Here is a 25,987-nt window from a genome sequence, read left to right on the forward strand (position 1 = left end):
CAGATACCAGGTGGCTGCAACTGTTTATCAAAAACACAGCACTGTGCAAAATCGCAAGATGACGTATACGGTGTGACGCCTGCCCGGTGCCGGAAGGTTAATTGATTGGGTTATCGCAAGAGAAGCTCATGATCGAAGCCCCGGTAAACGGCGGCCGTAACTATAACGGTCCTAAGGTAGCGAAATTCCTTGTCGGGTAAGTTCCGACCTGCACGAATGGCGTAATGATGGCCACGCTGTCTCCAGCCGAGACTCAGTGAAGTTGAAATTGCGGTGAAGATGCCGTATACCCGCGGCTAGACGGAAAGACCCCGTGAACCTTTACTATAGCTTGGCACTGAACATTGACCCTACATGTGTAGGATAGGTGGGAGACTTTGAAGTTGGAACGCTAGTTCTGATGGAGTCGTCCTTGAAATACCACCCTTGTAGTGTTGATGTTCTAACTTGGGCCCCTAATCGGGGTTAAGGACAGTGCCTGGTGGGTAGTTTGACTGGGGCGGTCTCCTCCCAAAGAGTAACGGAGGAGCACGAAGGTTGGCTAAGTACGGTCGGACATCGTACGGTTAGTGCAATGGCATAAGCCAGCTTAACTGCGAGACAGACACGTCGAGCAGGTACGAAAGTAGGTCATAGTGATCCGGTGGTTCTGAATGGAAGGGCCATCGCTCAACGGATAAAAGGTACTCCGGGGATAACAGGCTGATACCGCCCAAGAGTTCATATCGACGGCGGTGTTTGGCACCTCGATGTCGGCTCATCACATCCTGGGGCTGAAGTCGGTCCCAAGGGTATGGCTGTTCGCCATTTAAAGTGGTACGCGAGCTGGGTTCAGAACGTCGTGAGACAGTTCGGTCCCTATCTGCCGTGGGCGTTGGATGATTGAGGGGAGTTGCTCCTAGTACGAGAGGACCGGAGTGAACGAACCGCTGGTGTTCGGGTTGTCATGCCAATGGCATTGCCCGGTAGCTATGTTCGGAATCGATAACCGCTGAAAGCATCTAAGCGGGAAGCGAGCCCCAAGATGAGTCATCCCTTGGACTTTAAGTCCACTAAAGAGCCGTTCGAGACTAGGACGTTGATAGGTCAGGTGTGTAAGCGTTGTGAGGCGTTGAGCTAACTGATACTAATGACTCGAGAGGCTTAACCATACAACCCAGATGGGTTTTGCTAAGTAGTACTTAGACGAATACAAACACTTAAGAAGTGGCACTCAATACAGCTTTCTAAATTAACAAATAAAGGTTAATTACGCAGGTAATGGTACGGCAGACAAAGCCGTGACGAGCGAAGGGCGGAGTGTACGGTAGTACATGAGCACTGGAGTGAGGAAACAATGCCGTCAGACGTAGAATTAACCAGTAAGAATTTGCTTGGTGACAATAGCATTGTGGTCCCACCTGATCCCATCCCGAACTCAGAAGTGAAACGCAATCGCGCCGATGGTAGTGTGGGGTCTCCCCATGTGAGAGTAGGTCATCGCCAAGCGCCTAATTAAACGATAAAGCCAGCTGAATAAGCTGGCTTTTTTGTTTTTCGCGTTTTCAATTTCCACCTGTTAACTCTTTATATTCTCACTTCATTCACGGTTCAGCTTGGTTTTCCCCTAACCATTTAGACAAATAATATCAGGCCAATAAAAAGAGCAACCTAGGCTGCTCTATTCTGTATGGGGTAGCGTGTCTTGCTCACTTGTTACTGCAAAAAACTAACGAATACGCTTATTGCCCGTTAATTTTCGCCTTGAATTTTGCTTTGGTGGCGTCATCGGCGAGGTGATACCAATAATCCAGCATATGGCTGATTTCGGCTTGAGTCGGCGAGTCTGGCGCTTCGCCTTGTGTTATTGCAGCTGTTGATGCGGCAGCACTGGTGGCTATGGCTGTTGATGGTGCAGACGTGGCAGTAGGCAGCGTTGGTGCACTCGCTGCTGCAGATACTTGAGGCGCAGCAAGCCTTATCGAGGCGGGATGCTGGCCTTGATTATATTGAAAGATTTCCTGCTCGAAGTTTCGGCCTATCTGAAGCCCGTTTTTCACTAATCTGTCTTGGTTAAAGCTAATCGCTTGATTGTGCTTATCTAACAGCGTGAGTGACGGTGACTCATCGAACTGCTTTGCGGCTTTAGCCGAGTCGATATTGGGCAGTTTGAGCTGTAATGCTTGGTCGGTTTCGTTAAAGCGGATGATCAGTACGTCCGATTGGTAGCGCATCGAATTAGCCTGTTTGCGGTACTGGGCATTATAGCGAAACGCGATTTGGTTCAATCCATCACTCAACGTGACTGGCGAGGTGCTTAATGGCTTTTGTCCATTCACGGTTAACAGCTCGACATCACTTGGTAGCTGCAGGAGAACTTCGGCACTAACGGGTTGCAGGCTGGCAAGCAGTATGGCGGATGCGCACAGGATAGAGGGGGATTTCATAGGCTTTCTCTTGGTTGATATCACGCACTAATGATAAGTGAGTTAGCCGTTAACACAAAGTGGAGAGCTAAGCCTATGAGCACAAAGGACACCCAAAGCACTATACATTCATCGATATTTGGTTGGGATCTAGAATAAAGAAAAGGCTCACAGGGAGCCCTTTCTTGTCTAAGTACGAGACTGAGTTTAGCCTGATATTGGCTTAACCTAAGTGTAATAACGCCAATTACTTCGCTTTATCTTGGCTTAGGTTGATGCGGTACACGGCAAAACCGAGTTCATCTTTACTAATCTTGGTCATTTCGCGTTGTTTATTGGCTTCGATAAAGGTAGCGGCTTTATCGCTATCTTGGGTCTGGAAGCGAATATCTAACGCAACATTGGTGCTGATGGTTTTGAAATCCCAGTTGTAGTCAGCACTTGGGTTGACCATGCCTTCATACTTGCCTGTGGTTTCGTTGAACTTAGATTGCGCTGTGATGTAGGCAGCTAAGGCTTCACGGTTAGTATCTGGCAGTTCGAGTACCACATGATCACTGCCTGTACCGGCAAACTTGCCACCAAAGGCGCGGTAGTTATTTGAGGCCACGATAAATTCTTTGGCCGCAAACTCTTCGCCAGTGAAGACTTTACCGTTGGCATCTGTGTAGCTTAAATCGACGATACGGTTAGCATTGGCATTAACGACGGCGCAGTCGCGGTCGAACTTGCTTGGTTGAGTGACATCAATCTTGTAGGTCAAGCCATCGAGCACGTCGAAGTTATAGGTTGGGTGACCATCCCAGTTGATTAACTCCTGCGGCGTAGTCTTGGTTGGATCGATTTGATTGAATTGGTTAGCCGAGCACTCCAGCCAATCTTTCAGTTCAGCCCCCGTCGCTTTAACCGCCACCATAGTGTTGGGGTAGAGGTAAAGATCGGCGGCGTTTTTAAAGGTCAATGCGCCTTTATCGACTTGTACATATTGGTCTGCATCGCTGGTTGTTCCGTGGCGACCACCGGCTTTGAATGGCGCAGAGGCCGATAAAACTGGTAGATCTTTTAATGCCTCGGGGAGTTTGGCTTTAACGTTGGCAATTTGCGCGTCAGAAACGATTTGAACGGTTGGATCGTCCTGCACTAAGGTCAAGAAGCTATACATGTCGGCGGCAGCAACCCCAATCGGTTCGTCCACGAAGGCGAGGGTCCCTTGGTGCTCGGCGGCGACAGCATCATGGATGGCGGCGTCGGCTTCGACTAATGGTGTTTTGGTTGCGCCATCATAGATAGGACGTGCCTTAGTGGTGGCACTGAGCACAGACCACTTACCGTCTTTACGTTCGAGTTTAAAGTCGACCACACCTAAGTTGTCACCCCAGCGTCCAGGCATGACGGCTGGTACACCATTTAACAGACCTTTAGTCACGTCTGTGTTAGGTAAGTCGGCATATTTGGCATCGGGGAAAATAGAGTGGCTGTGACCAAAGAGGATGGCATTAATACCGTCGACATAGGTCAAGGCATAGGTTGCGTTCTCTGCCATAGGATCGCCAGGATTTTCGGTCGAACCAATACCTGAGTGTGGGATTGCGATAATCAGATCAGCGCCTTTAGCTTTCATTTCAGGCACATATTTCTTAGCGGTCGCCACAATATCTTCAACCGTAACTTTGCCTGTCAGATTTTGTTTATCCCACAATAAAATTTGTGGTGGCACAAAACCAATATAACCAATCTTAATGGTTTGGTTATTTCCTTCGCTATCGACGATTTGCTTTTCTTTAATGATATAAGGGGTGAATAAATGCTCACCTTTTTTCACATCATTCCAGCAGCCATTATCGTCGGCACAATAGACGTTGGCGTTAATATAAGGGAATTCTGCACCATGAAGTGATTTATTTAAAAAATCTAAACCATAGTTAAATTCGTGGTTACCGATATTACCTACTTCGTAATCTAATAGATTCATCGCTTTATAGGCTGGGTGAACATCGCCCATTTGTAGGCCGACTTTAGCCATGTAGTCTCCCATAGGACTACCTTGAAGCAGGTCGCCGTTATCTACGAGTACACTGTTTTTGGCTTCTTTACGGGCGGCATGGATTAGGCTTGCTGTACGTGCCAGACCGATAGTTGGGTCTTCTTTACCACTGTAGTAGTTGAAATCCATGATATTTGTGTGCAGATCCGTGGTTTCTAATACACGTAAATCCGCTTGAACGATTTGCTCATCATCCGAGCCACAGGCGCTTACGCCTAAGGCGGCAGTGATCATCACTGCGAGTAGTTTTTTATTTAACATCGTTTTCTCTATTTATATTTATTTGACCCTAATACATGTTCTTTTGAGAACATGCCCATCATCCTGTTAATTCATGACGAAAGAACTGTTAGGTCGTCGCGTCATTCAGTTAACGGACGGGAATTATAAAGAGATTTGATGATCTGAATGTGACATTAATTGGATAAAAGCTGTTTCAAATTGTGACTAGGCGCCTGATTGATTAATTTGTGCACCATGGCTGCGGTATTTTTATTCATCGGCTGGTTAATTCGATGTTGCCAGCTATTTATTAAGAATAATTAATATTTGTTAGCTGATTGAGTTTCATCTGTGCTGATATTCGATGAGTCTTTGAGATAATGTTGACGATTTTTATGAGGTGTTTTCACCTAAGCTTTTATTTATAAAATAAATTCTATCGTTTAAAACCTTGATTGTTTGTACGCCTTGCCTATGGCCGCTCGTCGATCAATCGCAGACAAAACGCCCTTGATTGCGTAGTTTGACGGCCGTCACACATAAAGAGATACAAATTCCCCTCGATCCTTGGCTTCGAAAACTTGGCCGAAGGTCGCTTAACTTGCTAAGGTTGTGCGTCGAAAACGGGCGCCCAAAGCATGCGTCAGTTGGAAGAGAAGCCAAAATCCGTTACTCGCACCTTTCACTTAAAAAATATAAAGACAGGGCAGTAACACTCTAGGGAGTTCCTATGCGTAAGTCTGTTATTACTACTGCCGTGGCCGCGGCATTGTTATTGGGCGCTTGCTCAGAAAAACCGGCAGCCAATACTGAGGCCGCCAATGCGGTCGCGACGCAAGCTGCTGCATCGACTCAAGCTGATGCGACCAATGTGTTATTGAGTAAGAGTCCACTGCAGGATCAAGCTCCGCAGTTTAATCTGATCAAGAGTTCGGATTATGCCCCCGCGTTTGCGCAGGGCATAAAAGAACATGAGGCTGAAATTGCCGCCATTATTGCCAATAAACAGGCGCCAACCTTCGAGAATACGATTTTAGCCATGGAAACCTCGGGTGAGTTGTTAACTCGAGTGTCACGTACCTTCTTCAATCTGGCGGGGTTAATCTCCGACGATGATTTTCAAAAAAACGAGGCGGACTTAGCGCCTAAGCTGTCGGCTCACCGCGATAACATCTACTTAGATCCAAGTTTATTTGCCCGTGTAGAAACCGTATATCAACAACGTGCAGGGTTAAATGCCGAAGATAAGCGCTTGGTCGAGTTTTATTACGAGCAGTTTGTACGTGCTGGGGCCAAATTATCCGATGCCGATAAAGCCAAGATGCGCGACTTTAACGCTGAGTTAGCGACCCTAGCGACTGAGTTTTCTCAAAACAGCTTAAAGTCATTTAAAGACGATGTGATTGTTGTGACCGACAAAGCACAACTGGACGGTTTATCTGACAGCGAAATCGCGACCTTAGCGGCCGCAGCGCAGGCGGCTGGTAAAACGGGTTACCTGATTACCTTAGTGAACACGACTCGTCAGCCTATTTTAGCCAGTTTAAATAACCGTGAACTGCGCCAAAAAGTCTGGGAAACCTCGGCTCACCGCGCTGTTGCCAGCAATGGTCCTTTAATCGTGAAGATGGCGCAGCTGCGCGCTAAGAAAGCCAATTTACTCGGCTTTGATACTTGGGCAGCCTACGCCGTGGCCGACCAAATGGCTAAAACGCCAAGCGCCGTGTATGAAATTTTAGATGACTTGGCGCCTAAAGCGCTGGCTCACGCTAAGGCCGATGCGGCGGATATCCAAGCTGAAATCAAAAAGGCCGGCGGTAATTTTGAATTACAACCTTGGGATTGGGCTTATTACGCCGAGAAAGTGCGTCAGCAAAAATACGCCCTCGATGAGAGCAGCATCAAACCCTACTTTGAGTTTAACTCTGTGCTGAAGGATGGTTTGTTCTTCGCGATGCACAAACTCTACGGCATCAGCGTTAAACCGCGCACCGATTTACCAGTATGGAATAGCGATGTCCTCGCCTTTGAGGTTTTCGATAAAGACAACAGCTCTATTGGTCTGTTCTATCTTGACCCTTATGCCCGTGAAGGTAAGGGCGGCGGCGCTTGGATGGATGAGTTTGTCACTCAAAGCGGCCTGCTAGGCACTAAGCCTGTGGTGTATAACGCACTGAATATCCCGAAACCTGCCGACGGTCCAACCTTGATGACCTTCGATGAAGTGACCACTATGTTCCATGAATTTGGTCATGCGGTGCACGGTTTATTCTCCAAGGTGAAATACCCGAGTGTGGCAGGTACCTCTACAGCGCGCGACTTTGTGGAGTTTCCGTCTCAAGTTAACGAAGATTGGAACATTGACCCTGCGGTCATTGCCAATTACGCCAAGCACTACCAAACTGGTGAGCCTATTCCTAAAGCCTTACTCGATAAAATCTTAGCTTCGAATAAATTTGGTCAAGGTTTTGATACTGTTGAGTATTTAGCGGCTGCATTACTGGATATGGAATGGCACTCGATTGGTGCCGACACCCAAATCAAAGATGTGGAACAGTTTGAGCATCAAGTGTTAGCCAAACACGGCCTCGATTTCGCGCCAATTCCACCGCGTTATAAGTCGAGCTATTTTAGCCATGCCTTCTCGGGTGGCTATTCTGCAGGTTATTACGCTTATCTGTGGACGGAAGTATTTGCCGCCGATGCCTTTGCCTATATGGGCCAACATGGTGGTTTAAAAGCCGAAAACGGCGATAAGTTCCGTGATGCGGTATTGTCTAAAGGCAACAGCGAAGATCTGATGCAGGATTACATCCACTTTACCGGTCAAAAACCCACGACCGATGCCTTATTAAAGCGCCGTGGTTTAGTCGATTAAACGATTCATTGTAAAAAGGGCCAAAGGCTTGGTAGGGCAACCTATCAAGCCTTTTTTTACGCTATTGTTTTTCGATAATCTTTACTCTAAAATCCCGCCAAATTTGACTGTGGGATAGCTTCTTTATCCCGTATCGACGCCCCTCGAAAATCAGGCTCAGTTCTCCCTCCTTTGAGCCCTTGAGTACAGCTAAAGCGTAGCCTTTTATTATTGGATGTAGCATTAATGGTTTCGCAATTAAGTGAAGCAGTGCTGGATGTGATCGCTGACGCCTTGGTAGACAAAGGCTATATTTTTTTACCCGAGTTAATTCCTCACCCCATTAGCCAAGTATTATTGGAAAAAATCCAAGCAACAGAAATACATGAGCTCAAAGCGGCCTCGATTGGGCGTGGCGCTGAGCAGCAGCTTAATCCCGATATCCGCCGCGATAGGATCCAGTGGCTTGAGGAGCAGAGTGAGCCAGATAGCCTCTATCTAGACTTGATGACGCAGTTAAAGGATGGCCTAAATCGTCGCTTATTTATGGGGTTATTCGACTACGAAAGCCATTATGCCGTGTATCAACCCGGCGCCTTTTATAAGAAACATGTGGATGCGCTAAAAGGCAGTCAAAACCGTATCTTAACCACAGTGTTTTTCTTAAATCCCGATTGGACGCCAGCAGATTGCGGCGAGCTGATTATTTACGATGAAGCCGATAATGAGATAGAACGCATCGCGCCTAAAATGGGTCACTTTGTGATTTTCTTAAGCGAGCGCTTCCCCCATGAGGTGAGTAGAACCTTAGCCCAGCGCAACAGTATTGCTGGTTGGTTTAGGGTGAGTAATAGCGTGCACGGGTTTTAATGATTGGGCCGTAAAGGCTTGATGCTGCTGAAATGCTTAATATGATTTCAAGGCGCAGTGTTTTTAAGTAAACACTGCGCTTTTTTGATCTTAATGTGCTGGGTTATCGACATCCGCCCAATCGATGCCTAAGTCGCTCTCTTTTGCTAGTTTGCGCTGACGCTAGGCTAAAAGGGGGCATCACTATCCGAACTCTTTCGATCCCTGCGTTATTGAGCGGCATCAGAACTAGCCTCATTCGATTCATTAACATGTCATTTTCTAAGGCGAAGCTTAAGGAAATCTTAGCGTCAGCACCTAGAATGAAATTATCAAATCACATTGAAAATAGAGGTTTTTTTATTTTAGATTAATGTTAGGCTAGTAAAAAATGTGCGCAAGGACACACTTTTGAGTCAGTTTATGGAGGCGATACTGTGGGCGAACGCGATCTTTTAGGTTGTTTAACGGGTGAACATGTAGTGCTAGAACCCCTCTCTTTATCCCATGTTGCCGCCTTGAGTTTAGCAGTGACAGATGGCGAGTTGTGGCGTTTATGGTTTACCAGCGTGCCAGAGCCAAGCGAGATGAAAGCCTATGTGACTAAAGCCTTGGATGAGAAAGCACGCGGCGAGAGTTTCCCGTTTGCGGTGCGCGACCGTCTCTCAGGTGAGATTGTCGGCTGCACCCGTATCTGCCATTGGGAGAGCGAACATCGCCATCTGGAGATTGGTTACACTTGGTACGCCAAACGCGCCCAGCGCACGGGGATCAATACCGAATCCAAGTTATTACTGCTGACCTTTGCATTCGAAACCCTCGATGCCATTGCCGTCGAGTTTCGCACCCATTGGCATAATCAAGCATCTCGCCAAGCCATTGCCCGTCTTGGCGCCAAGCAAGATGGCGTGCTACGCAACAATAAGATCCTCAAGGATGGCACGATCCGCGATACCGTGGTGTATTCCATTATCGATTCCGAATGGGCCACAGTGAAACACAACTTAGCATTTCGCTTACAACAGCGACCGGTAGAGTAGGGCATTAAGGCTTCAAGCGGCGAAGCGTATTCGCTTGTTTGGAGTATCTAGGTGCAAATAGATTTGAGGTTGGAAAAGCCGATGGCAAACATTATTTTTCGCGCTGACGTATCCCATAGTCATGAGGTTGCCCTGTTATTTAATGAATATCGGCAGTTTTACGGCTGTAAGGATGATGTGCTGGCGGCTGAGCAGTTTATTCGTGCGCGTTTGCAGGATGCCTCGTCCGTGGTGTTTATGGCGCGCTCACCCGAAGGCATGGGATTAGGCTTTGTGCAGCTGTATCCCAGTTTTTCATCACTGCGTTTAGCGCCGATTTTTATCCTAAACGATGTGTTTGTCACCCAGCATGCGCGTTGTGTCGGTGTTGGCAGGGCGTTGGTGCAACAGGCGGCTGAATATGCCAGAGCCTTGGGCGCTTGCGCCTTAGTGCTGGAGACCCAAAAGGAGAATGTCCGCGCGCAGGGATTGTATGAAGCCTTGGGTTTTGTGCGGGATCAGAATTTTTTAACTTATGAACTTGAGATTAACTCTCTGCTTAAGTAGTTTATGCTTAATTGCTAATGAAAAGGACAACAAGATGTTTAAAGCGTTTGCCGTTGCCGGCTTAATGTTAACTGTGAGCCATAGCGTATTCGCCGATGAGGCAGAAAAGGCCTTTAGTAAAGAAGCCATTGAATGTGCTGCTTATTATCAAATCAGTTCCGAGGCCATTGGCGCCATGAATGCCCCGCAAATGCAAGCAGTGGGAGAGCGCTTAAAAACCTCTAAAGTCGAGGCCGAAAATCTGGCGAAGAAATATCAGTCAGAAGCCGAAGTGACCCAAGCCGTAGCCGATGCCAAGGCGCGTCAGATCCAGAGTTTAGGCGGCTCAAGTAACTTAGGTGCACTAATGGGCAAATACAAAGAAGAGTGTAAGAACCTGTTAGCCGATCCGCAAAAGCGCCTCGATTACTGGACCATGGCCACCATGTAAGCCTTGCCTGTGATAAACAAAGGAGCCTGAGGCTCCTTTGTGTTATCTGAAGTTTATTTATTGATTTACTGTGGTTTAGCATGATTTAGTCTTTATGAATGTGATTCTGCCGATACCTGTGTAATGGCACATGCTATGTATAATAGCGCGCAGCTTTTGTCATTAAGAGCACGGCTTTTGTAATAGAGTGCCGCTTTGGCGGGTCTTACTCCTTAGATGAGCATGGGCCTGATGGCCGCGAATAAGGGCGAGAGATAACCAATGATCAATTTGGCGATAGCAACAATCCTGAGCGCAGGTGTGTGCGTTTACCACTTACTGGAGGGGAAACAAAAGCGGCTGCCGAAGCTGATGAGTGCGCCTTTATCTGAGCCAGATAAACAGTGGTTCGGCGCGCTATTTTATTGCCAATCGGTATTCTATGTATCCACTACCGCCGTGTTTTTGGTGTGTGCGCTCAAACTCCTGCCTGAAATGTATGGCTACAGCCTATTGCTGTTTTTGGGGCTTAACTACGGTATGTATGCCATTTGGCTGTTTTACGTGGCGTTGTTATCCCCACCCCAAGCCAGCCTGCGACTCCGTTTGCAATCCTTAGTCTTTTTATTGATAGCCTTGCTTGCGGTGCTGAGTCCACTGCAGTTATAAACGCGTTCGTTGAGCTAGGATTTCCCTTGCCAATAGACAGTACCTATATCCCTTTGGTTGATTTATGGATAAGACTGAAGATTCACTTATCTATTTGCTCTATTGATCAATACAATAGGGGCTATCTTTGGCAATTTGCTTGGCAGGTTGGTCGCGCACTTAGTGATAGCTCTTAGTGATAGTTGCGCTGCCAACGTCAGGTAATAATAGGGAGATTTCAGATTGCGCCATCTTACCTCGCACGTCTATGAATGGCTGGAACAGGGACATATCACGCCAACCGAGGCAAACGAACTCTATCGACAGTTATCCGTGCCACCCAACGCCGCCAGTTGGCGCAGCTTATTAGCGCAGCTTTTACAATGGGCGGGGGCGTTAAGTTTTGCCTGCGGGGTGATTTTCTTTTTTGCCTATAACTGGCAGTCGCTCGAGCGAATGAGCAAGTTTGCGCTGATTGAAGCGGCGCTATTAATTAGCCTTGTCAGCTTTGTCTGGCTGTATTATCGCAGCGCAGCGAAGCAGCTCGTTGACCCATCTCATTGTTTGTTCGGAGCAACCCTTGCCAATGCTGCGCTGCTGGTGGTGAGCATGTTAGTGGGTGGGCTGCTCGCGCTAGTTGGGCAAACTTATCAAACTGGCGCCGATCCTTGGCAGCTGTTCGCCATTTGGGCGCTTGCGATTTTGCCCTTCGCGTGGGTGGCAGGCTTTGATGGCCTATGGTTACTGCTGGTGGGGCTAGTTAATTTAAGCCTTGGGCTGTATGCCGATACGACTTTGCTCTGGCTGGATGAACAGTTGTGGTTATGTTTCTTTGTGGTCCTTAATCTGACTATCTACTACGGTTTTGTGTTTCTCAGCAGTACCAGCAGACGTTGGTATGCGCCATTTGTAGAGTATGCGAGTTCATTGACGGCCATGGGGTGCTTTACCTTACTAGTGTGTTGGATGATTTTTGAGCCGAGCGACACTAAGCCGCTGCTGGTTGCGGTGTGGGTTGGTTATTTTGGCCATCTATTGTTTGGATTCTGGTGGTTCAGGCACAAACGATTGCAGGTTTATCCCTTGGCATTGGGTGGCTTTAGTTTGATCAGCGTCGGCGCGGCGTTATTCACCGAACTGCTGTTTCGCAATAGCGATCCCATTGGCGGCTTTTTGTTGATAGGGCTTTACATCATTTTAGCGAGCACAGGCTTAAGCACTGTGTTAAGGCGATTGCATCAGCAAGCTAAAGCGGGCATCTCGCCTACGCAGACTCCCAGTGAGAATGAGGCGCTAAGCCATGAATAAGCACCCCAATGAGTCACTGCAAACAAGCGAGATATCTGCGCCGCAATCCCTGTGGCTGAGTTTATATGCTAAGGGCACTGTGAATACCCCAGAGTTGCCCGATTCCCAAGACATGCCCTGGTATATCGCCCTGATGCAAGCCGGTGCGGCCTGGATAGCCGCTTGGTTCTTATTAGGTTTTATGGTGTCACTTTTCGATAGCCTGTGGGGGCGATTCGAAGGGGGCACGGCACTTTTTATCGGTGGCAGTTATTTAAGCCTAGGGCTTGCCTTATATTGGGGCGGGCGCCAACAACACTTTTTGCAGCAGTTTGCCTTTGCCTCCTGTTTAAGCGGCACGCTTGCTCTAGCTTGGGGGCTGTTTGATTTACTCGGCGATACCTTCAATCTGGCTTGGTATCTGAGCATGGCGGCACTGTTTTTACTGCTTTGGGGGATTATCAAGCACGCAGTGGCTCAGTGGGTATTTGCATTTGGCTGTAGTGTCTGCGTCACAGGACTGTTGGCCGAGTGGCATCTCTTATCGTTAACGCCGACGCTGTGGCTGTTACTATCGAGCATTATGCTACTCAATCTTCACCGCACTGGGCACCACTATCAAAGGGCGAGAATGTGGATTTTTGCCACCAGTGCAAATCTGCTCACCATTCAACTCATGCATGTGTTTAGTCTGGATAGCGAGTTTTCGCAGTTGTATGCCGTGGATTGGCAATCGGGGATAACCGCAGTTCATTTACTGGTCGTGTTTGCCATTTGCAGCTTTTTACTCCTGAGTCTTTGTAAACAATGGCAGACCCCATTCACCCATCCCGCCATATTATTTGCGCTTTTAGGATTAGTGTTTATTGCTGCACTGTCTTTCCCTATGCAGGGCTTATCAACGGCTGTGCTGCTGATATTGTTGGGGCACTACGGGCACGAGGCGTGGCTTAAGGGGATGGGAATCGCCTCTGGGCTAGTGTTTGCGGCGGGCTATTATTATTCCCTCGAGACGACCTTGATGCTTAAATCTCTGTATTTAATGGGATTAGGCGGAGTGCTGATTATCGCAAGGTTACTGATGTGGCGCTTTTTTCCGATCACGCAAGTGCAGGTTGAGCATAAGGAGCAAGCATAATGGATAAGGCGACCTTAGCATTTAGCCGCTTCCATAAGCGCGCCTTAGTCTTAGTGGTGTTTACCGCCGCAGCATTGCTGATAAGCATCAACTGGCGAATCGCTCAGTTTGAGCAGTTATTACAAGATGGCCAAGTGGTACGTTTTGCCTTAGCGCCAGTGGATCCTCGCTCGATTATGCAGGGGGATTATATGGCTTTGGAGTATGCCATTGCACAGGAGGTACGCGCCGCACTGCCTGAAGGGATGGCGCAGGGGCAATTGCTGTTGACGCTCGACGCGCAAAAAGTGGCGCACTTTGTTGGTATTTACCGTGATCAACCCAAAACGGCTGAGCAACTCACGGTAGATTTTCGTCTGCGTAATCATAGAGTAAAGCTCGCCTCAAATAGTTTCTTCTTCGAAGAGGGTCAAGCTGACCACTTCAGCCAAGCCAAGTATGGAGAATTCAGAGTCAGCGAACGGGGAGAGTTGTTGTTGGTGAATCTGCTGGATGAGCAGTTGCAGCCGTTATAGCGGGTAACCCTGATGATCGTTAACAAGATGGCGAGTCAGGCTCGCCATCTTCGCTATTTTTCCTAGTCCAATCCGCTAAATCGTCGCCTAAATATCCATCTTAAGTTGCAACTTGCGTGCAACTAATTTGTAACCTTGATTCCCTATAGTATCGTCAGTTTTCGAGGCTAAGCGCTTCGAAAAATCGTAAGTCTTTAACTTCAATACCAATATAAAAAAGATACTTATTAGGGGTCATTATGTTTAATAACAAAACACTGTTGGCGTTAGCCATCAGTAGCGTGTGTGGGTTTGCCCATGCTGCCGATAATCTGATTATTTCTGAATATGTTGAAGGCAGCAGCAATAACAAAGCCATTGAGCTGTACAACCCAACTGCCAACACTCTCGATTTAAGCCAGTATCAATTGCGCTTCTATTTTAATGGCAGCACCAATGTGGGCACAACTATCGCCCTAAACGGTACCTTAGCCGCAGGTGCGACTTATGTGGTTGCTGATAACGACGCATCGGCGGATATTCTGGCGGTGACGAATCAACAAAGCAGCGCGAGTTTTTTCAATGGTGATGATGCCATTGTGCTGACCTATCAAGACCAAGTGATTGATAGCTTAGGTCAAGTGGGTGTCGATCCCGGCAGTGAGTGGGGCAGTAGTGATTTATCGACGCAGGACAATACCCTGCGCCGCAATCCCGATCAGCTAATCGCCGATACCATTATTGATGATGCTGTCACCTTTAATACATGGTTAGGTTTTGCCAAAGACGATATCTCGGATCTGGGTAAGTTCAGCGTGGGCACTCCCACCGATCCTGTTGAACCGCCACCGAGTTCATTAGCCTGTGGTGAAGCCTCAACGCCTATCCATGCCCTACAAGGTTCGACCAATGTCAGTCCGTTAAACGGACAAACCTTAGTGGTAGAAGCCATAGTGGTGAGTAACCAAGAAGCTGGCCTAAAGGGCATCTTCGTGCAAATGGCCGACAACGAAGCCGATAACGATCCTCAAACCTCGGAAGGGGTGTTTGTTTATACCGGTAATGCGCCTACGGGTTACGTGGCGGGCGACCGTGTACGCTTAAAGGCTAAAGTCACTGAATATCAAGGCTTAACGGAACTGACTACCGTTGCCGATCATAAACTGTGCGCCGCCGGACAAACCCTACCCACAGCCGCCGTGGTGACATTACCTGTGAATTCGAGCGATGACTTTGAACCATTTGAAGGCATGCGCGTCCGCTTTAGCCAAGATCTGGTCGTGAACGAAGTATACAACTTGGGCCGCTATGGTGAAATATCACTCGGTAGCAGCCGTCACTTTATCGGGACACAAGTCGCTGCGCCAGGTGCCGATGCCTTGGCCGTCACTGCGGCCAATCTTAAAGACAGTATTTTACTCGACGATGGCCTAACGGCGCAGAACCCTGATCCTGTGATTTTCCCTGCGCCAGGTTTAAGCGCGTCGAACACTGTGCGTGTGGGCGATAAAGCCACGAGCCTGACGGGCGTCATGCACTATGGCTTTAATCTTTATCGCATTATGCCGACTGAGCCAGTTAATTTTGTGGCGGAAAATCCTCGTCCACAATCGCCAGAGCTTGCCGAAGGTGGCAACCTGAAAGTCGCTAGCTTTAACGTACTGAACTACTTTAATGGCGATGGGCAGGGCGGTGGTTTCCCTACTTCGCGCGGTGCCAATACCCTGAGTGAGTTTGAGCGTCAAAAAGCGAAGATTGTCAGCGCTATGGTGGGGATCAGTGCCGATGTGTTTGGTCTGATGGAAATCGAGAACGATGGCTTTGGCGCCAACTCGGCGATTGCCGATCTCGTGGCGGGCCTCAATGCCGCCGTGGGTGAAAATCGTTATGCCTATGTTATTCCAAAGGTCAATGGCAGCAACTTAAGCGCGATCGGTACGGATGCGATTACCGTTGGTTTAATTTATCGCAGTGACAAAGTGAGCCCTCAGGGTGATGCGCGTATTTTATCGAGCGCGAACTCTCCCTTAGATGACGCCGGGCAGCCGCAGTTCGACGACAGCAAAAATCGCCCTATGTTGACTCAAGCCTTCGCGCTAAACGGCAGTGAGGAGAGTGTGGTCGTTGCAGTTAATCACTTGAAATCTAAGGGCAGTGAGTGTGCTGGCGATCCAGATATGAACGATGGCCAAGGTAACTGCAATATTACCCGTACCCGCGCAGCAACGGCGGCGGGGCAGTGGATTGCCGCGCAGTATCCAGAGCAAGGCGTACTGCTGATTGGCGACTTAAACTCCTATGCCAAGGAAGATCCGCTAAGCGCATTGGCTAACGCTGGCTTTAGCGAGTTGTTTGCAAAACTCGAAAAAGCCAATCCTTATTCCTATGTATTCTCGGGTGAATCGGGGCAGTTAGACCATGCGCTGGCCAATGCTGCGTTAGTGGATAAAGTCCTAGATGTGACCGAGTGGCATATCAATACCGACGAGCCGCGCGTGTTAGATTACAACGAAGAGTTCAAGACGGCTGCGCAGGTGCAAGACCTGTACGCCAGTGATGCTTATCGTTCATCGGATCATGATCCTGTGGTGATTTCACTCCTGCTCGAAGCGGAAAACCTTGCTCCTGAAGCCAGCTTCACTCAGGTTGTGAATGGTGCGAGTGTGCAATTTACCTCTACTTCAACAGATAGCGACGGCCAAATCGTCTCTACTGAGTGGGACTTTGGTGACAACACTCAAACCATGGGAGAGGCCGTATCCCACACCTATGCGCAAACTGGTGATTATCTTGTGACGTTAACCGTGACCGATAATGACGGTTTAAGCCATAGCAGCTCACAAATGGTGTCTGTCGTGGTTGAGAACGTGAAAAAGCCACCCGTTGCGCAAATTCAACACATCAATTTATGGCTAGTCGATATGTTTATTTCGACCAGCTATGACACAGACGGTGTGATCAAGCAGCATAAGTGGAAGTTTGATAACGGTAGCCGTGCAAGTGGTCCTGTGGTGTTTCGTCCAGCTCGCCGCGGACTCCATACGGTCGAGTTAACCGTGAAAGACAATGATAAATTAACGGATACCACGTCACTGACGTTCCGTTAAGCGTTAGCCCCTTTCTTTAAATATCAAAAGCCTGCTATTGCAGGCTTTTTTACGTTTATTCACTTACTTAATGACTATCTTAACTGACTGTATCAACTGACCATAACGTGCTCTAAATTCAAACTAAGTCGATTTAAGTATCTATCCGCTTGCGCTAAGATGAAGCCACTTAAGGATTTTTACTCACAGGGAGCAGGCGCATCACAATGAATGCAGACACCTTGGCGTACCTCAATCAGCATCAATTAACCTCAGTGATGAGCCTCACTAAATGGCGTCAGCTTGAGCTGGCACTCCATGAAAAGCCAGAGTTTATGCCCCATGTGCGTTATAAGTTGCTGGAAGATGAAGGGCCAAACCTAGGTTTTACGCCAGTGTGGTGGGAGGAGTTACTCGCAATTTGCGAGCGGATTGAATGGCTTGAGGTTGATCCATTCAAAAGAGAACACCGCGGCAGATTACTGCCGGAAAAGACCACGGATTTTACTGCCTATATCGAGGCGCAACTGCACAAGTATCGGCTCCCCTACAGTAAAGAAGCACAAGGGCTCAGGATTTGGGGCTATCTTCGCCCCGATGCGGCGATGCCGGTATTTTGTATTGCACCTGATGGCGAGACCATAAAGGAAGCGTAAGCAAATTCAGACGGCAGATAAAAAGAGGGCGCTAATTGATTAGCGCCCCGATTAGGATTAAAGCACTATATAAAGCGGCCAGCCGAGTAGACCGACGAGTCCTTCTTTATGCTCGAATCTTTCTAAACGCTCAGGTGAGGCATCGCTAAGCTGCAGTTCGCGGTAGCTTTTCGCGAAATTCAATGTACGCAGCAATGCTGGCGCAAAGTTTTTGCCCAAATCTTTACCGATAGTCTCGGCCAGCTCCGCAGGGAGTTCCGCCAAGGCTTTTTGGGTTTGCTGCTCGATATACTCAAGGCTAAACCATTCGTCCTGCAAGCTGATTTTGGCAATGCGCTTTTTCAGATCTTGTCTGACTTTGGCATTATCAAACAACATCCGATACAGCACGGCTTCGGCCAATACGCTCTCCAGATTTAAGAAATCCAAAGGATCATAGCTGGTTTGGGCATAAAACTGCGCCATGAGTGCCGCAATCGATTGCTGACGTTGGTGCTCGGCCAAGGCATCCTGGTAGGCCTCATAGCCCAGCCACTCTTCGGCATCAGGCGGCGTAGAGACTTGTTCCAGCAGGAATTTGTCCACATCACCATAGAGCGACTTACCATTCGCCAGCTTATGTTTGCTGACGACGCTGAGCATGCTCCAACCCTTTTGGAAGCATTTGACTACGCCGTCGCTGGTGAGCAATAAACGCACCGCTTGCTGTTGATCCTGATCAGACAGTTCCATTAATCCGAGGCTGACAACGCCAATCACATCGTGCGCCGCCTGTTCCAGTAAGTGCATCTTGTACTTGTTGTAGAACTTATCCGCCAATTTGAGGCTCATCAAAATGGCTTTAGATTTGATTTGTGCGAGCTGCTCACCGCTAAGGGTGTCGTCTGCTTGGCCTTTGGCCAACACCTTGCTCAGGTATGGGCCTTGGTCTAAATCACGCAGTACCAGTTGCATCTAGGGATCCTTAATCTAAAAAGCTAAACATATCATCCACTTCAGCGTATTCGTCCGTGACTTGGTTTTTCTCTTTGGCTTGGATAACCAGTTCATTGACGAACTTATTAATGATCATCTCCCAGCCAGAGCTTTCGTTACGCAGCAGGTTTTTAATGGCTTTTTCTACATCGGGTGCCAGCTCATGGATTAACGCCATCAGACTACGTGGGTCATCTAGGCTTAAGCTATGGGCTTCTTCACTGGCGGCACGGCTGTCATAGCCGACGGTGTCGGTATCTTCTTCATCGTCATAATAATCGTTGAAGTGGTCTTCATCGTCGTGGCGCTCACCCAACATCATCTCGATAAAGGGGATAGACAGATAGAAGAGGCCGGCGGGATCTTCGGCAATGCATTCTAAAATAGCAGTTTGTTTTTCTTCGCTATCTTGGATGCGAATTAAATAGGTCAAAAAATCAAAGGTATGCTGAATGAGTTCTTCGGCATTGTTCTTGATTTTTTCTTCCCAATACAAAGGTTGCTGACAGACGATGTCGCGAATTTGCTCAGGGGTCATCAGCTCCGACATAATTGACGGGCAGGAGATATCGTGGTGACTGTTGATTTGCGTCAGGGTCACAATGTCCATTTTTTCAATGACTTCGACTAATTGCTCATCGTTCATTGTGGTGGCGATGAGTTCGAAACGTTTACTGGCCTGTTTTGGCTCGACATCGGCGAGTTCTTTAATCTCGGCAACGGTTATTTCAATGAGACTAGTGTTCATTAGCGGTCCTCATCATCGTAGTGATCGTAGTAGCCATCTTCCTCTTCGCCGTCATCATCGTCGTCATCGGAATAATCGGCGTAATCACTGTCTTCGTCTTCAAAATGATCGTCAGCGCTGCGTTTAGGTGCAGGTGCACTTTTGCCTTGGTTTTCCAGTAAATAGAGTACGGCGCAGCTTTCAATCAATAAATCTTCTGAATAGGCGCGCACCGCCTGCACTAATGGGACATCGGCATTATTAAAGCCAATAGTGACCTTGAACTCGTCCCACTCGGGCTGCGTTGCGGTGTTAATCCAGTGAGCCCACTTAAGCTTGGCGTCACTTGGAAATTTTACTCGGCCATAGAGTGCCACAGGCAGGTACTCGGGTACTGACTCGAGCATTTTTGGATCGGCCTGTAATACTTTTTTGATTTGACTAGTAAATTGTTCCAATGCCTTGGGCGTATCCGGGTCATCATAGGACTCGATATTGTCGTAGGCATTGGTCTTAAGCTCATTAATGCGTGAGATATTCAGTTTTTTGGCCATGGGCATGTCTCGAAATAAAAAGCTATCAAACAAACAGCTTCTCAAAATAAACCGTGTTGCAATAAAAGGTCCAAATTAAGGGGCTTGGCAAACAAAGCTCATTAATTTGGCACTCCCAGCGTTGCACTGGAAATAACCCGCTTAAGGGTAAAACTGATCCCATAATTCGCGCATGGCGCCATTGGGATCGGTTACGATCACATTGTTGAAGTCTCGGATAAACGCATTTCTAAGCTTGGGATCTGAGAGCACTTCATAAGCTTTTTTAACGCGCTCAAGTTGTTGTGATGCTTGCTCTTTTTCTTCATCAGAGGCACCTAACAACTTATCGGGATGGTATTTGTTTGAGAGCCGGCGATAGGCTTTTTTAATGTCGTCTTCTTTGGCGCTAGGTTTGATACCGAGCACACTAAAGTGGTTAATCATATTTGTACCTGCAGGCGATGGGTTGGTATCGCAAGATAAAAGGCTAAGTGCTGATTATCTGTCAATTTGTGGAATTATGATTAGTCAGCGACGGATCATAGCAGAAATGCTTGTTTGGCGGCAAATGACTATGGCGGCATTTATGGGGAAAAGTGAGTACTTAATTGTGGTTTGTGAGCATAGGCAACAGTGAGGGCAGACGACGAGTGTTGACTTAGGTGCTTTGGGCACACCTAGCTGCTCACATTGTTATTTTACCGCGAGTGAATGGATGTGTTTTCGTTCATCGTAATCCGATATAGCTCGATCGCTTAGATAAACGATAAAAGCAAATAAAGCCAAGATAAATTTTGGCTACATGAATTTCGGGTACAAAAAAACCAGCTTAATGCTGGCCTAGTCGTTACTTTGTTTAAATGGGTTGCGGGAGTCGGATTTTAACCAACGACCTTCGTCTGTTGTTTATAAAGGGTTGAGGGCTACGAGCTAGCTTGGTGAAACTCTGTAAGACGAATTTCGGGCACAAAAAAACCAGCTTAATGCTGGCCCAGTCGCTACTTTGTTTTAATTGGTTGCGGGAGCCGGATTTGAACCGACGACCTTCGGGTTATGAGCCCGACGAGCTACCATGCTGCTCCATCCCGCGTCCGATTAACACTGTTAATAACTTTTTTAATTCTGTCATCTAAGAATTGGTTGCGGGAGCCGGATTTGAACCGACGACCTTCGGGTTATGAGCCCGACGAGCTACCATGCTGCTCCATCCCGCGTCCGATTAACGCTGCGAATAACTGTTTTTATTCTGTTATCTAAGAATTGCCCAAGGGCGATTTCTTTTTATAAGCATATATATCTAGATTGGTTGCGGGAGCTGGATTTGAACCAACGACCTTCGGGTTATGAGCCCGACGAGCTACCAAGCTGCTCCATCCCGCGTCCGATATCTATCTGTATTACTTACCTTTGCTTTAAATTGGTTGCGGGAGCTGGATTTGAACCAACGACCTTCGGGTTATGAGCCCGACGAGCTACCAAGCTGCTCCATCCCGCGTCCGTCTTCAAAGCGGGGCGAACTATAACGGCAGCGCTGTGGCATTGCAAGGAGGAATTCTAAAAAAACGGGTGAATGCTTAAATATAAAGCGTAGTGCGGGGAATTCGTCCAGTCTTGGCCGTTATCTGGGATTTGAGCGAGTTAAATGTGGGTTAACTGCCTGACTAAATCGAGTTTCGGCTAATAACTGTTTATCTTTTATGTCGCTTCACAGGTATAATGTCGGTTTGATTTTGACTGCGTATTGATTATCCCATGCTTAATTTTTTTGCTGCCGCCCCTAAGGGCTTTGAATATAGCTTAGCCCAAGAACTGACAGAATTTGGTGCGACTGAGATTAAAGAAAGTGTTGCCGGTGTCTATTTTACCGCGCCGCTTGCCTTAGCTTACCGTATTACCCTGTGGACACGTTTGGCCAGCCGTATCGTGCTGGTGATCTATAAGGGCCCCTGTGAGTCGGCGGAGCAATTATATAACGCAGCTTATTGTATTGATTGGTCATCCCATTTCTCCAATCGCAACACCTTTAGTATCGATTTTCACGGCACTGGCGGCTTTATCAACAACACCCAGTTTGGTGCGTTAAAGATTAAAGATGCGATTGTTGACCGTTTCCGTGATGACGGTGATGCCCGTCCAAACGTCGCCCGTATCGATGCCGACATTAAAATCGACGCCCATTTCCGTAATGGGGTGATTACCATTGCGATGAACTTCTCGGGACCTTCCTTGCATCAACGCGGTTATCGCTCTACGACCGGTGAAGCCCCATTAAAAGAAAACCTCGCCGCCAACATGTTAGTACGCAGTGGCTGGAAAGCCGCGCCAACCACCTTGCTCGATCCTTTCTGCGGTAGCGGTACTGTGCTGATTGAGGCCGCATTAATGGCTGCCGATATTGCCCCAGGATTGCAGCGCAGCCGTTTTGGTTTTGAACATTGGCGCCGCCACGATAAAGCCACCTGGCATGAGATTTTAGAAGAGGCCAAGGCGCGCGCATCCTTAGGTGTAAAACGTTGTGACGTGAAGTTCTACGGCTCGGATATCGATTCGCGCTTAGTGGCACTGGCAAAACGTAATGCGCAAAACGCCGGTGTACTTGAACTGATTGACTTTAAAGTGGCTAATGCGCTGAATGTCGAGCCGCCCGCTGGCGAAGGTTACTTGATTACTAACCCTCCCTACGGTGAACGTTTAGGCAGTGTCTCTGAGCTATTACAGCTGTATTACCAATTAGGCGACAAGTTTAAGAAGGAGTTTGGCGGCTGGAAAGTGGCCATGCTCTGTAGCGATATCGAGCTGATTTCGGCGCTTAAACTCAAAGCCGATAAGCAGATGAAGATGTTTAACGGTGCGCTAGAGTGTGCCTTTAACCTTTATACCTTGCACGCGCAAAGTACTCGCCGTGATACGCCTGTATTGCCAGAAGGCGTGGATATTGCCGATATCGCACCAGCTTTTGCGAACCGTATTAAGAAAAACGCTAAGCAATTAGAAAAGTGGGCGAAAAAAGAAGGTATCGACAGTTACCGTTTATATGATGCCGACATTCCCGAATATAACGTCGCGGTCGACCGCTATTTAGACCATATCGTGGTGCAGGAATATATGGCGCCAGCCAGTATTCCAGAGGCCGTGACAAAACGCCGTTTAAGCGATGTGCTACTGGCTCTGCCTGCTGCTATTGGTGTCGATCCGCATAAGATCACTATGAAGACCCGTGAGCGTCAAAAGGGCACTAATCAATATCAAAAGCTGGATGAGCGTAAGCTTGAACTTATCACCACCGAATATGGCGCTAAGTTTAAGCTGAACCTGACGGGCTATTTGGATACAGGCTTGTTCCTTGACCACAGATTAACCCGCCGTTTAGTGGGACAAAAATCGAAAGGGCGCCGGGTATTGAACCTGTTCTCTTACACTGGTTCCGCCTCTGTGCATGCCGCATTAGGTGGCGCTAAGTCGGTCACCACGGTTGATATGTCAAACACCTATCTGGCGTGGGCGAAGGAAAACTTTGCGTTAAACGATCTCAGTGGCAAGCAGTATGAGTTTGTTCAGGCCGATTGTTTGCAATGGATCCGCGATAGTGCGCTCGATAAATCCGCGCAATATGATTTGATTTTTATCGATCCGCCGACCTTCTCTAACTCCAAGCGGATGGAAGATTCCTTCGATGTGCAACGTGACCATGTGAATTTACTCGGCATGCTCATCAAGCTGTTAAGTCCAAATGGGGAGATAGTGTTCTCCAACAACAAACGCAAGTTTAAGATGGACACTGAAACCTTGGCCAAGATGAAAATCAAGGTGGAAAACATCGATGATCTGACCTTGCCTATGGATTACAAGCGCAATCCCCATATCCATAACACTTGGCTTATCACCCATGCATAATGTACTGCAAGCGGGTTACATTCTATACCACACCGAAGGGTGTCACTTATGTGAACTGGCCGCGGCATTGCTTAATGCCGCCGAGGTGCCCTTTACGGCCATCGATATTTGTGATGATGAAGCCTTAGCTGAACGTTATGGCGTGTGTATTCCCGTGGTGAAGGCTGCGGATGAGCGTTGCCTCTTTTGGCCCTTTGACGCTACCCAATTACAAGAATTTTTAGGAGCTTAGTTTGAGTCTGGTTCGTATCAATAATGGCTCGTTAGCCTATGGTTATACTCCGCTGCTGCAAAATGCCGATTTCACTATCGAACGTGGTGAGCGAGTGTGTATTGTGGGCCGCAACGGCGCGGGCAAGTCGAGTCTTTTGAAGATTTTATCCGGCGATGTGCTGCTCGATGAGGGGGAATTCAACATCGATGGCAGCGTCACTGTCAGCCGTTTGCAACAAGATCCACCGAAGGCGGAGCAGGGCTCGGTCTATTCTTATATCGCTGCGGGCTTAAAGGAAGTTGGTGAAGCCTTAGAGCAGTACCATCAACTGTCCCATGATGTGGCCTTTGCCGATCCTGAGCAGATGGAGCGTATGCTCAATCAAATGCAAAAGCTGCAGGAGACCTTAGATCATCACAACGGTTGGCAGCTTGACTCGCGTATCAAACAAAATTGTGAATTATTAGGCCTCGATCCCGATAAATCTTTGAGTGAATTATCCGGTGGTTGGCAGCGTAAAGTGGCGCTTGCCCGTGCGCTTGTCAGTGCACCAGATTTGTTACTGCTCGATGAGCCAACTAACCACTTAGATATCGATACTATCGAATGGCTGGAAAAATTCTTGCTGGATTTCCAAGGTGCCATTGTATTTATCAGCCACGACAGGGGCTTTATTGCCCGTATGGCAACTCGCATCGTCGACTTAGACCGCGGCGTAGTGACCTCATGGCCGGGGAATTACCAAGCTTATCTCGATGGTAAGCAGGAGTGGCTCCGAGTCGAAGCCGAGAAAAATGCATTATTCGATAAACGTTTAGCAGAAGAAGAAGTTTGGATCCGCCAAGGCGTTAAGGCCCGTCGTACCCGCAACGAAGGCCGCGTGCGTGCATTGAAAGCACTGCGCCAAGAACGCAGCGAACGCTTGAATCGTCAGGGCAATGCTAAGATGGCGGTGGCCGATACCGATCGTTCGGGTAAGTTAGTCTTCGATGTGAAGGACTTAAACTACAATCTGCCCGATAAAAATCTGGTTAAAAACTTTAATACTACGGTATTGCGTGGCGACCGTATTGCACTTATTGGCCCGAACGGTTGTGGTAAATCGACGCTTATCAAACTATTGATTGAAAAGTTACAACCCCAATCGGGTGAGGTAAAAGTCGGTACTAAGTTAGAGATTGCCTATTTCGACCAATACCGTGAGGCGCTAGATCCTGAGCAAACCGTTGAAGATAACGTGGGTGAGGGTAAAAAGACCATCACCATTAATGGTCAAGACCGTCATATCTTAAGTTATCTGCAGGACTTCTTATTTTCGCCGATGCGCGCTCGTACTCCAGTGAAGGCATTATCGGGTGGTGAGAAAAACCGATTACTGCTTGCTAAGCTCCTTATTCGTCCCGCTAACCTGATTATCCTCGACGAACCGACAAACGATCTTGATATTGAGACCCTAGAATTGCTAGAGTCGCTGCTGACTGAATATCAAGGCACACTGTTACTCGTGAGCCATGATAGGGCCTTTATCGATAACACTGTCACCAGCAGCTGGTGGTATGCGGGTAATGGGCATTGGAGCGAGTATGTCGGTGGTTATCAAGACGCTATAGACCAAGGGGCAAAGTTTTATTCTGAGGAACCTAGTCAGCCAAACACGGTCGAAGCTCCTGCGACAGCTAAAACCGCTGAGGTTAAAGTGGCCGAGCCCGCCAAAGCCGCGAAAAAACTGTCCTACAAGTTACAGCGTGAATTAGAGGCCATGCCAGAGCTGATGGAAAAATTAGAGGCTGAAATCCTCGAATTACAAACCACAGTGGCCAGCCCAGATTTTTATAGTCAGACACAGGATAAAATCAATCAGACATTGAACCTGTTAGCGGATAAAGAAAAGCAATTGGAAGTTTGCTTCGAGCGATGGGAAGAGCTTGAGTCACTGAAGTAAACCAATAATAAAAATGGG

At 47.9% G+C, this 25,987-nt stretch carries 20 protein-coding genes, 4 tRNA genes and 2 rRNA genes (1 of these 26 only partly in view); 16 read left to right on the top strand and 10 right to left on the bottom strand.

Features of this window, described 5'->3' with window-relative positions; genetic code table 11:
- Positions 1 to 1,151, top strand: a 23S ribosomal RNA gene (locus tag SHEWMR4_RS08030); it begins 1,742 nt to the left of the window's first position.
- Positions 1,152 to 1,372: 221 nt separating this feature from the next.
- A 5S ribosomal RNA gene (rrf, locus tag SHEWMR4_RS08035) occupies positions 1,373 to 1,488 on the top strand.
- 233 nt (positions 1,489 to 1,721) lie between these two features.
- Here the strand turns inward: rrf and SHEWMR4_RS08040 are convergent.
- On the bottom strand, positions 1,722 to 2,426 hold the full coding sequence (locus tag SHEWMR4_RS08040) for a DUF2057 domain-containing protein (RefSeq protein ID WP_011622305.1): 705 nt from the start codon (positions 2,424 to 2,426) through the stop codon (positions 1,722 to 1,724).
- A 226-nt stretch (positions 2,427 to 2,652) separates the two neighbouring features.
- A complete protein-coding gene (locus tag SHEWMR4_RS08045; protein WP_011622306.1) occupies positions 2,653 to 4,710 on the bottom strand; it encodes a bifunctional 2',3'-cyclic-nucleotide 2'-phosphodiesterase/3'-nucleotidase in 2,058 nt (685 codons plus the stop codon).
- A gap of 691 nt (positions 4,711 to 5,401) precedes the next feature.
- Between SHEWMR4_RS08045 and SHEWMR4_RS08050 the strand changes: the two genes are divergently transcribed.
- The 11 genes from SHEWMR4_RS08050 (at position 5,402) to SHEWMR4_RS08100 (ending at position 17,681) form a co-directional block, all read left to right on the top strand.
- A complete protein-coding gene (locus tag SHEWMR4_RS08050; protein WP_011622307.1) occupies positions 5,402 to 7,549 on the top strand; it encodes a M3 family metallopeptidase in 2,148 nt (715 codons plus the stop codon).
- A 225-nt stretch (positions 7,550 to 7,774) separates the two neighbouring features.
- A complete protein-coding gene (locus tag SHEWMR4_RS08055) occupies positions 7,775 to 8,398 on the top strand; it encodes a 2OG-Fe(II) oxygenase (protein WP_011622308.1) in 624 nt (207 codons plus the stop codon).
- 416 nt (positions 8,399 to 8,814) lie between these two features.
- Positions 8,815 to 9,417: a GNAT family N-acetyltransferase gene (locus tag SHEWMR4_RS08060; RefSeq protein WP_011622309.1), complete on the top strand. Its 603-nt coding sequence runs from the start codon at positions 8,815 to 8,817 to the stop codon at positions 9,415 to 9,417.
- A gap of 81 nt (positions 9,418 to 9,498) precedes the next feature.
- Positions 9,499 to 9,963 (top strand): GNAT family N-acetyltransferase, encoded by a 465-nt coding sequence (locus tag SHEWMR4_RS08065; RefSeq protein WP_011622310.1) that lies wholly within the window; start codon positions 9,499 to 9,501, stop codon positions 9,961 to 9,963.
- A 34-nt stretch (positions 9,964 to 9,997) separates the two neighbouring features.
- Positions 9,998 to 10,393, top strand: a complete 396-nt coding sequence (locus SHEWMR4_RS08070) for a hypothetical protein (RefSeq protein ID WP_011622311.1) — start codon at positions 9,998 to 10,000, stop codon at positions 10,391 to 10,393.
- A 261-nt stretch (positions 10,394 to 10,654) separates the two neighbouring features.
- Entirely contained in the window at positions 10,655 to 11,041 is a 387-nt protein-coding gene (locus SHEWMR4_RS08075; protein WP_011622312.1) for a hypothetical protein, read from the top strand.
- Positions 11,042 to 11,263: 222 nt separating this feature from the next.
- Entirely contained in the window at positions 11,264 to 12,328 is a 1,065-nt protein-coding gene (locus SHEWMR4_RS08080) for a DUF2157 domain-containing protein (RefSeq protein ID WP_011622313.1), read from the top strand.
- The gene (locus tag SHEWMR4_RS08085) at positions 12,321 to 13,445 is read left to right on the top strand and encodes a DUF4401 domain-containing protein (RefSeq protein ID WP_011622314.1); all 1,125 of its coding nucleotides are present in this window, start codon (positions 12,321 to 12,323) and stop codon (positions 13,443 to 13,445) included. The genes SHEWMR4_RS08080 and SHEWMR4_RS08085 overlap by 8 nt, the downstream gene beginning before the upstream one ends.
- Positions 13,445 to 13,960 carry a GDYXXLXY domain-containing protein gene (locus SHEWMR4_RS08090; protein ID WP_011622315.1) on the top strand — a complete coding sequence of 172 codons (516 nt, stop codon included), beginning with the start codon at positions 13,445 to 13,447 and terminating at the stop codon, positions 13,958 to 13,960. The genes SHEWMR4_RS08085 and SHEWMR4_RS08090 overlap by 1 nt, the downstream gene beginning before the upstream one ends.
- Positions 13,961 to 14,199: 239 nt before the next feature.
- The gene (locus SHEWMR4_RS08095) at positions 14,200 to 17,046 is read left to right on the top strand and encodes an ExeM/NucH family extracellular endonuclease (RefSeq protein ID WP_011622316.1); all 2,847 of its coding nucleotides are present in this window, start codon (positions 14,200 to 14,202) and stop codon (positions 17,044 to 17,046) included.
- A gap of 206 nt (positions 17,047 to 17,252) precedes the next feature.
- Positions 17,253 to 17,681, top strand: a complete 429-nt coding sequence (locus tag SHEWMR4_RS08100; RefSeq protein ID WP_011622317.1) for a DUF6678 family protein — start codon at positions 17,253 to 17,255, stop codon at positions 17,679 to 17,681.
- 57 nt (positions 17,682 to 17,738) lie between these two features.
- Here the strand turns inward: SHEWMR4_RS08100 and atcC are convergent, their stop codons facing one another.
- The 8 genes from atcC to SHEWMR4_RS08140 all read right to left on the bottom strand — a co-directional run bounded on the left by atcC (position 17,739) and on the right by SHEWMR4_RS08140 (position 21,414).
- Positions 17,739 to 18,635, bottom strand: a complete 897-nt coding sequence (gene atcC, locus SHEWMR4_RS08105) for a cold adaptation protein AtcC (protein ID WP_011622318.1) — start codon at positions 18,633 to 18,635, stop codon at positions 17,739 to 17,741.
- A 10-nt stretch (positions 18,636 to 18,645) separates the two neighbouring features.
- Positions 18,646 to 19,404: a cold adaptation protein AtcB gene (atcB, locus tag SHEWMR4_RS08110; RefSeq protein WP_011622319.1), complete on the bottom strand. Its 759-nt coding sequence runs from the start codon at positions 19,402 to 19,404 to the stop codon at positions 18,646 to 18,648.
- Positions 19,404 to 19,937 (bottom strand): cold adaptation protein AtcA, encoded by a 534-nt coding sequence (gene atcA, locus SHEWMR4_RS08115; RefSeq protein ID WP_041408745.1) that lies wholly within the window; start codon positions 19,935 to 19,937, stop codon positions 19,404 to 19,406. The genes atcB and atcA overlap by 1 nt, the downstream gene beginning before the upstream one ends.
- Before the next feature lie 141 nt (positions 19,938 to 20,078).
- Positions 20,079 to 20,363: a J domain-containing protein gene (locus SHEWMR4_RS08120; protein WP_011622321.1), complete on the bottom strand. Its 285-nt coding sequence runs from the start codon at positions 20,361 to 20,363 to the stop codon at positions 20,079 to 20,081.
- A gap of 569 nt (positions 20,364 to 20,932) precedes the next feature.
- Positions 20,933 to 21,009 (bottom strand) — tRNA-Met (locus tag SHEWMR4_RS08125).
- Between the two features lie 47 nt (positions 21,010 to 21,056).
- Positions 21,057 to 21,133: transfer RNA gene (locus SHEWMR4_RS08130), tRNA-Met, on the bottom strand.
- 89 nt (positions 21,134 to 21,222) lie between these two features.
- Positions 21,223 to 21,299, bottom strand: a tRNA-Met gene (locus tag SHEWMR4_RS08135).
- Positions 21,300 to 21,337: 38 nt separating this feature from the next.
- Positions 21,338 to 21,414, bottom strand: a tRNA-Met gene (locus SHEWMR4_RS08140).
- Positions 21,415 to 21,671: 257 nt separating this feature from the next.
- Here SHEWMR4_RS08140 and rlmKL point away from each other — a divergent pair.
- The 3 genes from rlmKL to SHEWMR4_RS08155 are packed head-to-tail and all read left to right on the top strand — an operon-like array spanning position 21,672 to position 25,969.
- Complete coding sequence (gene rlmKL, locus SHEWMR4_RS08145; protein WP_011622322.1) at positions 21,672 to 23,813, top strand: bifunctional 23S rRNA (guanine(2069)-N(7))-methyltransferase RlmK/23S rRNA (guanine(2445)-N(2))-methyltransferase RlmL; 2,142 nt, start codon at positions 21,672 to 21,674, stop codon at positions 23,811 to 23,813.
- On the top strand, positions 23,806 to 24,045 hold the full coding sequence (locus SHEWMR4_RS08150; RefSeq protein WP_011622323.1) for a glutaredoxin family protein: 240 nt from the start codon (positions 23,806 to 23,808) through the stop codon (positions 24,043 to 24,045). The genes rlmKL and SHEWMR4_RS08150 overlap by 8 nt, the downstream gene beginning before the upstream one ends.
- Before the next feature lies 1 nt (position 24,046).
- Positions 24,047 to 25,969 (top strand): ABC transporter ATP-binding protein, encoded by a 1,923-nt coding sequence (locus SHEWMR4_RS08155; RefSeq protein ID WP_011622324.1) that lies wholly within the window; start codon positions 24,047 to 24,049, stop codon positions 25,967 to 25,969.
- Positions 25,970 to 25,987: the final 18 nt, after the last annotated feature.

The organism is Shewanella sp. MR-4, assembly GCF_000014685.1.
Taxonomy (GTDB): Bacteria; Pseudomonadota; Gammaproteobacteria; order Enterobacterales; family Shewanellaceae; genus Shewanella.

Coding starts and splice junctions, on each gene's coding strand:
- SHEWMR4_RS08040 (WP_011622305.1), bottom strand. CDS start 2,426: ATGAAATCCCCCTCTATCCTGTGCGCATCCGCCATACTGCTTGCCAGC.
- SHEWMR4_RS08045 (WP_011622306.1), bottom strand. CDS start 4,710: ATGTTAAATAAAAAACTACTCGCAGTGATGATCACTGCCGCCTTAGGC.
- SHEWMR4_RS08050 (WP_011622307.1), top strand. CDS start 5,402: ATGCGTAAGTCTGTTATTACTACTGCCGTGGCCGCGGCATTGTTATTG.
- SHEWMR4_RS08055 (WP_011622308.1), top strand. CDS start 7,775: ATGGTTTCGCAATTAAGTGAAGCAGTGCTGGATGTGATCGCTGACGCC.
- SHEWMR4_RS08065 (WP_011622310.1), top strand. CDS start 9,499: ATGGCAAACATTATTTTTCGCGCTGACGTATCCCATAGTCATGAGGTT.
- SHEWMR4_RS08070 (WP_011622311.1), top strand. CDS start 9,998: ATGTTTAAAGCGTTTGCCGTTGCCGGCTTAATGTTAACTGTGAGCCAT.
- SHEWMR4_RS08075 (WP_011622312.1), top strand. CDS start 10,655: ATGATCAATTTGGCGATAGCAACAATCCTGAGCGCAGGTGTGTGCGTT.
- SHEWMR4_RS08085 (WP_011622314.1), top strand. CDS start 12,321: ATGAATAAGCACCCCAATGAGTCACTGCAAACAAGCGAGATATCTGCG.
- SHEWMR4_RS08090 (WP_011622315.1), top strand. CDS start 13,445: ATGGATAAGGCGACCTTAGCATTTAGCCGCTTCCATAAGCGCGCCTTA.
- SHEWMR4_RS08095 (WP_011622316.1), top strand. CDS start 14,200: ATGTTTAATAACAAAACACTGTTGGCGTTAGCCATCAGTAGCGTGTGT.
- SHEWMR4_RS08100 (WP_011622317.1), top strand. CDS start 17,253: ATGAATGCAGACACCTTGGCGTACCTCAATCAGCATCAATTAACCTCA.
- atcC (WP_011622318.1), bottom strand. CDS start 18,635: ATGCAACTGGTACTGCGTGATTTAGACCAAGGCCCATACCTGAGCAAG.
- atcB (WP_011622319.1), bottom strand. CDS start 19,404: ATGAACACTAGTCTCATTGAAATAACCGTTGCCGAGATTAAAGAACTC.
- atcA (WP_041408745.1), bottom strand. CDS start 19,937: ATGGCCAAAAAACTGAATATCTCACGCATTAATGAGCTTAAGACCAAT.
- SHEWMR4_RS08120 (WP_011622321.1), bottom strand. CDS start 20,363: ATGATTAACCACTTTAGTGTGCTCGGTATCAAACCTAGCGCCAAAGAA.
- rlmKL (WP_011622322.1), top strand. CDS start 21,672: ATGCTTAATTTTTTTGCTGCCGCCCCTAAGGGCTTTGAATATAGCTTA.
- SHEWMR4_RS08150 (WP_011622323.1), top strand. CDS start 23,806: ATGCATAATGTACTGCAAGCGGGTTACATTCTATACCACACCGAAGGG.